Raw genomic sequence first — 11992 nt, forward strand, 5'->3', positions numbered from 1 at the left:
CCTGTTTCTCCTGTTGCGCGACATTAACCCAGCGTTGGCATGCTGAATTCAGAAACGGTCTGCTGACCGCTCGGCCAGCGCACGGTCGCCGTTTTCATGCGAGTGTAGAAACGCACCCCGTCCGGACCGTGCACGTTGAGCGCACCAAACACCGAACGCTTCCAGCCGCCAAAGCTGTGGAACGCCATCGGCACGGGCACCGGCACATTGACGCCCACCATGCCCGCTTCCACGTTGTGCACAAATTCACGGGCGGTGTTGCCGTTGCTGGTGAAGATGGCGCTGCCGTTACCGAATTCGTGGCTATTTACCAGCTGCAACGCGCTGTCGAAGTCGCTGGCGCGCATGATGCTCAGCACCGGTCCGAAAATCTCTTCGCGCCAAATCACCATCTCCGGCGTGACGTTATCGAACAGCGTACCGCCAACGTAGTAGCCCTCTTCATGGCCCGCGACTTTCACGCCGCGTCCGTCAACCACCAGCGTCGCGCCTTCCTGCTTACCTTTGTCGATGTAGCCCAGCACTTTCTTCTGGTGCGCAGCGGATACCACCGGCCCCATTTCATTCTCTTCGGCACCCTGCTGCATGCCCGGCCCCACGCGCAGCGCTTTGATCAGCGGCGTCAGGCGTGAAATCAGTTTGTCGGCCGTATCGTCGCCAACCGCTACCACCACAGGCAGCGCCATGCAGCGTTCTCCGGCAGAACCGAAAGCACCGCCCATGATGGCGTTCACGGTGGCATCGAGATCGGCATCCGGCATCACAATGGCGTGGTTTTTCGCGGCGCCGAAGGCCTGCACGCGTTTGCCATGCGCGCTGGCGGTTTTGTAGATGTGCTCGGCCACGCCGGACGAGCCGACGAAGCTGACCGCCGCGATGCGCGGATCTTTATACAGCTGCTCGGCGTCTTCGTTTGAGGAGTGCACCACGTTGAACACGCCATCCGGCAGGCCCGCTTCTTTCAGCAGTTCAGCCATGCGTACCGAGGCAGAAGGATCGAGCGCCGGCGGCTTCAGCACAAAGGTATTACCGCACGCCAGCGCGATGGGGAACATCCACAGCGGCACCATCGCCGGGAAGTTGAACGGCGTGATGCCCGCGACCACACCCACCGGCTGCATCAGCGAATAGCTGTCAACGCCGGAACCGACGTTCGGTGAGTTTTCCCCTTTGATCAGGTGCGGAATGCCGCAGGCAAATTCGATCACTTCGATGCCGCGCGTCAGCTCACCCAGCGCATCGGACCACACTTTACCGTGCTCAGAAACAATCAGTGCCGCAAGTTCATCGCGATGTTTTTCCATCAGCGCTTTGAAGTTGAACATGACGCGGGCACGACGCAGCGGCGCCGTTTTCGACCATTCCGGAAACGCCGCATGGGCGACTTCAATGGCCTGTGCCACTTCTGCCGCAGTGCTTTGCGTCAGTTCGCGGATCACTTTGCCGGTCGCCGGATCGTTGACCGGAATGGTTTCGTTGCTGGCGCTGTGCGTGATTTTGCCGCCGATAAAGTTTCCTACGATAGTCATGTCGTTGCCTCTTTGATGTGTAAGGTCCCTGCAGGCCGCGGGTCTGTCTGGGTCGCGCCCGATCAGGCAATACGGAAAGCATGCGATGAAGCTATTACAGTGAAATAAATTTTTCAAATAGTTCTTTTTGGAAAATTTACTTTTAGCGGCCTGGATCGCATTTTTCCGCCAGCGTTAGCGGACTGGCGCAAAGTGCGGGCCTGATGACAATACCGATGCTGCCTGCGCCCGTAATCAGCAGCAAGGGGATCTGCAGCACGATTAGTCAGAGAGAGGGTCAGCGCCGGAGCGTGGCTGGATAAAACGAAATATGAAATTTTTGCGAGGCAGATCCAATATCCGTTATTTCATAATTCAATTAAACGAAATAAATGTTTTCTTTGCAGCATCTTCAGGCAATGCGATGTGGAACGAACCCTTATCTGTGTCTTAGCGACACGCTTTTGTTAGTGTTGGCCTCGGTCGGAGGCTTTTTTTTCACCTTTTTCCCATCCCATGCGTGATTGCCGCAGCGGATTGCCTGGTGCGCATCAATGCGCACCCTACGGTGTTCGCCCCGTCAATTGCCTGATGCGTATTAATGCGCACCCTGTAAAAACCGCAGATGCACTGTAGATACCGTCTTGCCGGTTACCTGGCAAGACATATTTCGGCATCGAACGGACGACCCGACTTCAGCACACCATAAGCCAGCTGCAGCAGCTTCTTCAGCAAACTTACCGCCGGATTCCACTTCATCGCCACTATCGCTGGCATGTACAGGGCCTTGCGCATCGCGCTGTTGCCCATCTTCGATATCCTGCTTTTGCCCTTCCACTCACCGGACTCCTGCCGCATCGGATTCAGCCCCACCCACGCCACAAGAGCCTTGCTGCTGCTGAACCTCGACATGTCCCCCATATACGCCAGCATCGTGCTGCCCAGCACGCCCGGGATGGACTCCAGCAGTTCCCTGTTCTTTTTAAGGCCCGGGTCATTGTCAATATGGTCGTTTATTGCCCGCTTCGTTTCGTCTATCTGCGCATCCAGCGCCGCAATGACCACGCGGATTGAGGGCTGCACCACCGCATCCGATACCTCCAGCCGGTTCTCTTCCATCTGCCGCATTTCCTGAAGATTCGTCAGGCGCTTCACCAGCGCTTTCAGCCTGCGTTCATTCAGCGGCGCCGGCTGCCACAGCGATGGGCCGTGCAGTTTACAGTAGCGCGCTATCATGCGCGCATCGTCTTTATCCGTCTTATTCCGGCTCAGCTCGGCCTGCCCGAAGCGCCTGATGCGCGCAGGATTTTCCACGCTGACATCATAGCCTTCGTCGTGCAGGAAGGTGGCCAGCGGCTCACTGTACGCGCCGGTAGCCTCCATGCAGATATGGCAGCAGCCGAACGGCTCCAGCCATTTTTTCAGGGCGATAAAGCCCTTAGGGGTGTTGGGAAAGACTTTGGTTTTGTAAGACGTGTCGCCTTTCCAGACGGCCACATCAAACTTTCCGGAGGCAATATCAATGCCGACAGGCATACGGGTTTGTATAGATTCTCCTTAACAGCACAGGGAAACCGCCATGACCATCCTTATGGATGCGTGCTCGGGGCACAGGATACCGTCCGGTCTTGAAGGCGGGAGTTAAGTTGCCGGGGATGAATCCACAAAGCAGGCTTTATGCCCAGGGGTCGCCCCCATCTCACCAGCAACTTCCCGATGATCAGTCGGGGATCATCATACCCGGAGGAGAATGATCGGGATATAAGGGTCGCCATTTATGGCGACCAAAAATGTGCAAAACATGCCCGAAATGCGCAGTGCCCCGCAGGGTCGCCATTCATGGCGACCATCAACCTCCACGCAGCCCTCACCACGCAGCCCTCACCGCGCATCCCGTACCCGCGCAGCCAGCACCAGCGCCACCACCGCCATCACCAACGCCAGCCAGTACACCGACTCATGGCCAAAGCGCTCACTCAGTATCCCCTGAATCAGGCCGGCGATAATCAACCCGGTTGAAATCGAGGTGGTGAACATGGTGGTCGCCGCACCGGCACGGCCCGGCATCAAATCCTGAAACCACAGCATGCCAATACCGGCGATGATGCCGATAAACGCGGCGTTAAACAGCTGCAGCACCTGGCTGTCTTTCCACGGGCTGAGCTGCATCAGTACCTGCTCCGGCGTGGCGGCGATGCGCGGCACCGAGGGCAGCGTGCGCCAGATCAGCAGCATACTCAGCAGAAAAATCACCGCCGCCACGCAGGATAGCGTGACGAAGCCGTAGTTGAGCGCCAGCGCGAACGACAGCGGCGGTCCAATCACCCACGCCAGCGACAGCTGCGCGCGCATCACCGAACTGAACATCACCACTTCACGCGCTGACTGATCGGCATATTCACGCGCCAGGGCGAAGATCTGCGGAATCTCCACGCTGGCCAGCGCCGACAGCAGCACGCCGAGGGTGATGAGCGTCAGATAGTGACGGTTAAAGGCAAACAGTAGCGCGTTGGCCACCGCCATCAGGCAGCAAAACAGGATCAAATGACGGCGATCGCCACGGTTATCCGAACGCTTCGCCATCAGCAGGCTGATCACGATCCCGGCGACGGCGTTGATGTTAAAGAACAGGCCGACCCAAAACGGCCGCACCTGCACCTCACGCGTCAAAAACAGGCTGAGCGTCGGCGCCTGTAACGCCCCTGCCACGCCGACCATAAACGACACGGCCATAAAGGAGAGGTAAACCGGATTCAGGCGGCGCGGCCGCGGTAACAGCGATTTCATGCAGAAATCCCTTTGAGGAAAAAAACCGGGAAAAAAACAGCGTAGAAGATTCCACAGCAAAACGAAAAAAGCCAGCAGAGAAAAACTCCGCTGGCGGTGAAATTGCACCCTACTCAGAAAAGGTTCCACGTCGGCGGAACCGCTGGCAGAGCGCCATTCATTGCTGAATGCCTCCCGCTCTTCCATTGCCCGCCAGTATGCCTCTAATATGGTGCAGGAAAAACTGAGCGAAGTCGAGAAGGAGTTCCCCTTTTATGTCCTCTGCGCGTCTGCAACAGCAATTCATTCGCCTGTGGCAACACTGTCAGGGCCAGGATCAGGAAACCACGCTGAGCGAGCTGGCCGAACTGCTGCACTGCTCACGCCGCCACATGCGTAACCTGCTGAACGCCATGCAGGCGGCGGGCTGGCTGATCTGGCAGGCTGAAGCCGGTCGCGGTAAACGCTCGCTGCTGAGCTTCTGCTACACCGGACTGGCGCTACAGCAGCAGCGCGCCGAAGACCTGCTGGAGCAGGATCGCATCGACCAGCTGGTGCAGCTGGTGGGCGATAAAAACTAGGTGCGGCAGATGATTGCTGCGCACCTTGGCCGCAGCTTTCGCCAGGGCAAGCATATTCTGCGCGTGCTCTACTACCGGCCCTTGCCTAACCTGCTGCCCGGCTCGCCGCTGCGCCGTTCAGAAACCCATCTGGCGCGGCAGATATTCAGCGGCCTGACGCGTATAAATGAGGAAAAAGGGGAAATCGCCGCCGATATCGCCCATCACTGGCAGCAAACCTCTCCGCTGCACTGGCGCTTCTTCCTGCGGCCGGCAATCCGCTTTCATCATGGCCGCGAGCTGGAGATGGAGGATGTTATCGCCTCGCTGGAACGGGTACGCAGCCAGCCGCTGTTTTCGTACATCGACCAACTGTACTCGCCGGCGCCGTGGACGCTGGATATCCATCTCAGCCAGCCGGACTGCTGGCTGCCGTGGCTGCTGGCCAGCGTCAGCGCCATGATTCTGCCGCGTGAGTGGCCGACGCTGCGCCACTTCCCCCGTCAGCCCATCGGTACCGGTCCGTACAGCGTGGTGCGCAATCAGCAAACCCAGCTGAAAATCGCCGCGTTTGATGACTACTTCGGCTACCGCGCGCTGATTGATGATGTCTCAATCTGGGTGCTGCCGGAGATCAGCGATGAGCTGGTCTACGCCGGTGTAAAACTGGAAGGCGAAAACGACGACGAAAAATCGGAAGAGAGTCGCCTCGAAGAGGGCTGCTATTTTCTGCTGTTCGATCAGCGCTCTGAACGCGGTCGCGATGCCGGTTTCCGCCGCTGGGTGAGCGATCTGCTTAACCCTATCGCACTGCTCAATCATGCCGGCGTCGGCTATCAGCGCTACTGGTTCCCGGCTTATGGCCTGCTGCCGCGCTGGCACCATCGGCGCGATATCACCCCAGCCCACAAGCCCGACGGCGTGACCCAACTGACGCTCAGCTGGTACAGCCACCACGTCGAACACGAGGGCATCGCCAATGCGCTGCGCCGCTGCTGGCGCAGCAGGGCGTCGAGCTGATTACCCGCGAAGTGAGCTACGAAAGCTGGTTCGACGGCGCGGGCGAGAGTGACATCTGGCTGGGCAGCGTCAACTTTACCCTGCCGCTCGACTACGCCCTGTTCGCTCAGCTCTACGAGCTGCCGCTGATGCATCACTGTATCCCGCTGGACTGGCAGGCCGACGCCGCGCGCTGGCGTGAGAAAGCGCTGCCGCTGGCGGAGTGGAGCAAACAGCTGGTAAACAGCGACTATCTGCATCCGCTGTTCCATCACTGGCTGCTGCTGGAGGGCCAGCGCAGCATGCGTGGCGTGCGGCTGAACACGCTCGGCTGGTTTGACTTCAAGTCCGCCTGGTTCGCCCCGTCGGAGCTGTAAAAGTCGCCATCCATGCGATTTACAGGGTGTGCACTCATGCGCACCGGGCAGCATGGGACAACACGACCGGCAGGTGAACTTTTCGCGTTGTCATGTAAATGTCTAGAATATGTCGTTCTCAACGGGGTGCCGGTTAACTGGCTGAGAGAGACCCGTCGAACCTGATCCGGCTCGTACCGGCGTCGGGATTTGAGATGCTCCGCCCTTAGATCCTTTGCGACGCAACCTTACCTTCGCCTTAAGGAACGCAAAGTGTTAAATAAAGTTCTGCCCCTGTTGCTGCTGCTCGCCGCGCCGGCCACCGACTGGCGCGCGCTGCTCAGCGACAGCTATCTGCACCATGTGCTGGCTTTCTCCTTTGAACAGGCGTTGCTGTCAGCGCTGCTCTCGGTGCTGCCGGCCATTCTGCTGGCCCGCGCGCTCTATCGCCGCCGCTTTACCGGCCGCACCCTGCTGCTGCGCCTGTGCGCCATGACGCTGGTGCTGCCGGTGCTGGTCGCCCGTATTCGGTCTGCTGAGCGTCTATGGGCGCAGCGGCTGGCTGGCGCAGCTGTGCGCCGCCGTCGGCATCGATTATCATTATTCGCCTTACGGCCTGCAGGGCATTTTGCTGGCACACGTGTTTTTCAATCTGCCGCTGGCGACGCGCATGCTGCTGCAGGCGCTGGTGAGCATTCCCGGCGAGCAGCGCCAGCTGGCGGCGCAGCTGGGTCTGCGCGGCTGGCAGCTGTTTCGCCTGCTGGAGTGGCCGTGGCTGCGCCGTCCGCTGCTGCCGACGGCGGCGCTGATCTTTATGCTGTGCTTCGCCAGTTTTGCCACCGTACTGGCACTGGGCGGCGGTCCGCAGGCCACCACGCTGGAGCTGGCCATTTATCAGGCGCTTAGCTTTGATTACGATCCCGGCCGCGCCGCGTTGCTGGCATTGTTGCAGCTCGGCTGCTGTCTGCTGCTGGTGCTGCTCAGCCAGCGCTTCACTAAAGCGATTCCGGCCGGTAGCCAGACGGTGCGTGGCTGGCGCGATCCGCAGGATTCCTGGCGCGCACGCGTCGCGGATGCGCTGCTGATTACGCTGGCGCTGCTGTTACTGCTGCCACCGCTGGCGGCGGTGCTGGTCGACGGCTTACGCAGCGGCATTGCCGGCGTGCTGCAACAGCCCGCGCTATGGCAGGCCACATGGACGTCGCTGCGTATCGCAATCGGTGCCGGTGTGCTGTGCGTGCAGCTGACCATGATGCTGCTGTGGAGCAGTCGCGAACTGCGCCAGCGTCAGCAGCGCTTCGCCGCGCAGGCCATGGAACTCAGCGGGATGCTGATTCTGGCGATGCCGGGCATCGTGCTGGCGAGTGGGTTTTTCCCGCTGTTGGATGCCACCGTTGGCCTGCCGCAGCGTGCCGATGCGTTGGTGATCTTCACCAACGCGCTGATTGCCATCCCCTACGCCATGAAAGTGCTGGAAAATCCGATGCGCGATCTCAGCGCGCGCTACGCTCAGCTGTGCGCCTCGCTGGGCATCAGTGGGTTTAATCGCCTGCGGCTGATTGAACTGCGGGCGCTGAAACGTCCGCTGGCGCAGGCGCTGGCATTTGCCTGCGTGCTGTCCATTGGGGATTTCGGCGTGGTGGCGCTGTTCGGCAGCGCCGATTTCCGCACCCTGCCGTTTTATCTGTTCCAGCAGATTGGGGCCTATCGCGTTGCCGATGGCGCGGTGACCGCGCTGCTACTGCTGCTGTTATGCCTGCTGCTGTTTACGCTGATGGAAAAATTACCGGGTCGCCATGCTGACACTGAATAACCTTACCTATCTCTACCAGCATCTGCCGATGCGCTTCAGCTTTAGCGCGCAGGCCGGTGAACGTCTCGCCATTCTCGGCCCGAGCGGCGCGGGCAAAAGTACCCTGCTGAGCCTGCTCGGCGGCTTTCTGCCAGTGAGTCAGGGCAGCCTGCTGATCGATGGCGTCGACCACACCCGCAGCGTGCCCTCCGCGCGGCCGGTATCGATGCTGTTTCAGGAGAACAATCTGTTTCCGCACCTGACGGTGCAGCAAAATCTGGGGCTGGGCCTGCATCCCGGCCTGAAGCTGACGCGCGAACAGCAGCAGCAGGTACAGCAGATTGCGGAGCAAACCGGGCTGGAATCGATGCTGACGCGTCTGCCCGGCCAGCTCTCCGGCGGTCAGCGACAGCGCGTGGCGCTGGCGCGCTGCCTGCTGCGCAATCAGCCGGTACTGCTGCTGGACGAACCGTTTTCCGCACTCGATCCGGCGCTGCGCAGCGAGATGTTACAGCTGGTGCATGCGGTGTGCGAGGCGCGCACTATCACGCTGCTGATGGTGTCGCACAGTCTGGAGGATGCGCAGCAGATTGCGTCACGCAGCTTGGTGATTGTTGACGGCCGGGTGTACTGGGATGGCAGCACCGCCAGCCTGCTGCGCGGTGAGAGCCCGGCGGCCGCCATCCTTGGCGTACCGCCGCGTTAAGCGAAGAACACCTTCCACAGCAGCTGCAGGAAAATCGGCATCATCGGGTGGAACAACAGCGCAATAAAGGCACCCACGCCGATGAATGCCATCAGCGGAGCCAGCCAGCGCAGCAGCGCCTGCGGCAGATAAGGCGTGGCCCAGTCGACGCTTTTGCCGCTGCGCCACCAGCGCCACAGCAGCCAGCCACCGATCCACAGCAGCAGCGCCACCGCCAGCAGCAGCCATTTGAAGCTGTCGCCCTGCGCAGCCTGCGGCACGTCGATCGCCACGCCCGCCAGAATGCCCGGCATCAGGTAGGCCGGCGGCCACAGGATGCAGCCGATAATGTTCGGCTGCAGGAATTTACGCACCGGCAGCTCCAGCATGCCGGCCGCCAGCGGAATCAGCGGACGCGTCGGTCCGACAAAGCGCCCCACGAGGATGGTAAACATGCTGTGCTGATGCAGCGCGTGCTCGGTTTTATCCAGCAGCCCTTTGTATTTTTGCAGGTATTTCCAGCGGTGCAGCGGTCCCTGGAATTTCCAGCCAATGCCATATGACACCCAGTCGCCAATCAGACAGCCGGCCAGCCCGGCGACCCACGCCGGATAGAGCCCGATTTGTCCGCTGCCCACCAGCGCGCCGAGGCTGGCCATCAATACCGTTCCCGGCAGCAGCAGGCCGACAAACGCCAGCGACTCAAGAAAGGTCACCAGCGCCACGGTAATCAGCGCGTACTCCAGCGATTGCGTAAACAGGTGTTGGATCCAAGCTTCCATAACTATCCTCTGCGGAATATAGAGGCTGGATTGTCCTGAGACAGCCCCACAGCGTCAAGCAATTCCCCGCTCTGCCGCACGCCCGCGCCGCGCGGACGACGGAGCCACCAGCAGTACACTGTATAAACATCCATGATATACTGAAATGAATTCATTCTCCGGAGTTAACGTGACCGAACCGCGCGCAGGATTTTTGCTGACTCGCCACTGGCGGGATACCCCGACCGGCAGCGAAGTGGTGCTGTGGCTGGCCACCGACCAAGGCCCGCAGCGCCTGGTGCTGCCTGCGCAGGAGTCAGTGGCGTTTATTCCCCAAGAGTTCCAGGCGCAAACCGAAGCGCTGATTCGCGACGAGCTTCATACGCGCCTGCAGCCGCTGGATCTGAAAGATTTCCGTCGCCGACCGGTGCTGGGGCTCTATTGCCGCAGCCACCGGCAGCTGCAAAGCATCGAGAAACGCCTGCGTGAAAACGGCATTGCGGTGTATGAAGCAGATATCCGCCCGCCGGGGCGCTACCTGATGGAGCGCTTTATCACGGCGCCGGTGTGGTTTAGCGGCGAGCCGCGCGGCGACAGCCTCGTCAACGCGCGCCTCAAGCCGCATCCCGATTACCGTCCGCAGCTGAAATGGGGGTCGCTCGACATCGAAACCACCGAGCACGGCGAGCTGTACTGCATCGGGATGGAGGGCTGCGGCCAGCGCTAGGTGTATATGCTCGGACCGCCTAACGGTGATGCCAGCCAGCTGGATTTTGAGCTGATTTACCTCGACAGCCGGCCGCAGTTGCTGGAGCAGCTTAACGCCTGGTTCGCCCGTCACGATCCCGATGTCATCATCGGCTGGAACGTGGTGCAGTTTGACCTGCACGTGCTGCAAAAACATGCCGACCGCTACGGTATTCCGCTGCGTCTTGGCCGTCAGCAGCAGCCGCTGGAGTGGCGCGAGCACGGCTTTAAGCCCGGCGTGTTCTTCGCTCAGGCCAGCGGCCGGCTGGTGATTGACGGTATCGAGGCGCTGAAATCGGCGTTCTGGGACTTCGCCTCATTCAGCCTGGAAGCGGTGGCGCGCGAGCTGCTGGGCGAAGGCAAAGCCATCAACAATCCGTGGCAGTGCATGGAAGAGATCAACTGGCGCTTTGCCCACGACAAACCGGCGCTGGCAACCTATAACCTGAAGGATTGCGAGCTGGTTACGCGTATTTTCCAGCACACCGCGATCATGCCGTTTTTGCTGGAGCGCGCCACCGTGAATGGCCTAGCGGTGCGGTGGCGGCGTTCAGCCACCTGTATATTCCGCGAATGCACCGCGCCGGCTTTGTCGCGCCTAACCTCGGCGAAGTGGCGCCGGAAGCCAGCCCTGGCGGCTACGTGATGGATTCGCGCCCCGGACTGTATGATTCGGTGCTGGTGCTGGATTATAAAAGTCTCTATCCGTCGATCATCCGCACCTTTCTGATTGATCCGGTCGGGCTGGTCGAAGGCCTGGCGCATCCGGATGACGCCGATTCGGTTCCCGGTTTTCGCCACGCGCGCTTTTCGCGCCGCACCCACTGTTTACCGGCGATTGTCGGGCAGATCTGGCAGGGGCGCGAGGCCGCCAAACGCGACGGCAACCAGCCGCTGTCGCAGGCGCTGAAGATCATCATGAACGCTTTTTATGGCGTACTTGGCACCAGCGCCTGTCGCTTTTTCGAGCCGCGCCTCGCCTCGTCGATCACCCTGCGCGGTCACGCCATTGTGCAGCAAACGCGTGAGTTGATTGAAGCCGAAGGTTTTGACGTGATCTACGGTGACACCGATTCCACTTTTGTCTGGCTGAAAAGCGCCCACAGCGAAGCCGATGCCGCCGCGATCGGCCAGCGGCTGGCCGGGCACGTGAATCGCTGGTGGCAACAGCATCTGCAGCAGACTTACGGTCTCGACAGCGCGCTGGAGCTGGAGTATGAAACCCACTTCAGCCGCTTCCTGATGCCAACCATACGCGGGGCCGAACAGGGCAGTAAAAAGCGCTACGCCGGATTGATTCGCCGCGACGAGGGTGAACGGCTGGTATTCAAAGGGCTGGAATCGGTGCGCACCGACTGGACGCCGCTGGCGCAGCAGTTCCAGCAGACACTGTATGGCCGCATCTTTCGCGGTGAACCTTGGCAGGATTACATTCGTGACACCGTGGCACAGCTGCTGGCCGGCGAGCTGGACGATCTGCTGGTGTATAAAAAGCGCCTGCGCCGGCCGCTGAAAGATTACGAACGCAACGTGCCGCCCCACGTGCGTGCCGCGCGCCTCGCCGATGAATATAACCGTAAACTGCAGCGTCCGCTGCAGTATCAGAACGGCGGATCGATCCGCTACGTCATGGCCACCGCCGGGCCGGAGCCGCTGGAAGCGCGCAGCACGCCGCTGGATTACGATCACTACGTCAGCAAGCAGTTGCAGCCGATCGCCGAGGGGATTTTACCGTTTGTCGGTGATGACTTTGCTACACTGATCACCGGGCAACTGGGGCTTTTTTGACAGGTGACGAATGCCCTGCCATCCAGTACC

5 protein-coding genes, 3 pseudogenes and 1 riboswitch are annotated in these 11992 nt (G+C 60.5%); of the genes and pseudogenes, 4 read left to right on the top strand and 4 right to left on the bottom strand.

What is annotated here, in order from left to right; translation table 11 throughout:
• Positions 1–23 precede the first annotated feature (23 nt).
• The 3 genes from AC6I8M_RS20150 to AC6I8M_RS20160 all read right to left on the bottom strand — a co-directional run bounded on the left by AC6I8M_RS20150 (position 24) and on the right by AC6I8M_RS20160 (position 4295).
• Positions 24–1529: a CoA-acylating methylmalonate-semialdehyde dehydrogenase gene (locus tag AC6I8M_RS20150; protein ID WP_498013582.1), complete on the bottom strand. Its 1506-nt coding sequence runs from the start codon at positions 1527–1529 to the stop codon at positions 24–26.
• Positions 1530–2159: 630 nt separating this feature from the next.
• Positions 2160–3044: an IS110 family RNA-guided transposase gene (locus AC6I8M_RS20155; RefSeq protein WP_498013404.1), complete on the bottom strand. Its 885-nt coding sequence runs from the start codon at positions 3042–3044 to the stop codon at positions 2160–2162.
• Positions 3045–3389: 345 nt separating this feature from the next.
• Positions 3390–4295: an MFS transporter gene (locus tag AC6I8M_RS20160; protein ID WP_022548552.1), complete on the bottom strand. Its 906-nt coding sequence runs from the start codon at positions 4293–4295 to the stop codon at positions 3390–3392.
• A gap of 254 nt (positions 4296–4549) precedes the next feature.
• Between AC6I8M_RS20160 and sgrR the strand changes: the two are divergent.
• From sgrR to thiQ, 3 genes and pseudogenes are all read left to right on the top strand, one after another.
• Positions 4550–6210: pseudogene (gene sgrR / locus AC6I8M_RS20165) on the top strand (HTH-type transcriptional regulator SgrR).
• A gap of 112 nt (positions 6211–6322) precedes the next feature.
• Positions 6323–6416, top strand: a riboswitch (TPP riboswitch).
• A gap of 106 nt (positions 6417–6522) precedes the next feature.
• Positions 6523–8002 (top strand): annotated as a pseudogene (gene thiP, locus AC6I8M_RS20170) (thiamine/thiamine pyrophosphate ABC transporter permease ThiP); the annotation flags it as partial.
• Positions 7986–8687, top strand: a complete 702-nt coding sequence (thiQ, locus tag AC6I8M_RS20175) for a thiamine ABC transporter ATP-binding protein ThiQ (RefSeq protein WP_010616635.1) — start codon at positions 7986–7988, stop codon at positions 8685–8687. The pseudogene thiP and the gene thiQ, both read left to right, overlap by 17 nt.
• On the opposite strand, the gene AC6I8M_RS20180 is transcribed toward thiQ, so the two are convergent.
• Positions 8684–9448, bottom strand: coding sequence for a DedA family protein (locus AC6I8M_RS20180; protein WP_010616636.1), 765 nt, complete (start codon positions 9446–9448; stop codon positions 8684–8686). The two genes, thiQ and AC6I8M_RS20180, sit on opposite strands and share 4 nt — an antisense overlap.
• A gap of 169 nt (positions 9449–9617) precedes the next feature.
• Between AC6I8M_RS20180 and polB the strand changes: the two are divergent.
• Positions 9618–11962, top strand: a pseudogene (gene polB, locus AC6I8M_RS20185) (DNA polymerase II).
• Positions 11963–11992 lie beyond the last annotated feature (30 nt).

It is taken from the genome of Type-A symbiont of Plautia stali (genome assembly GCF_059731155.1).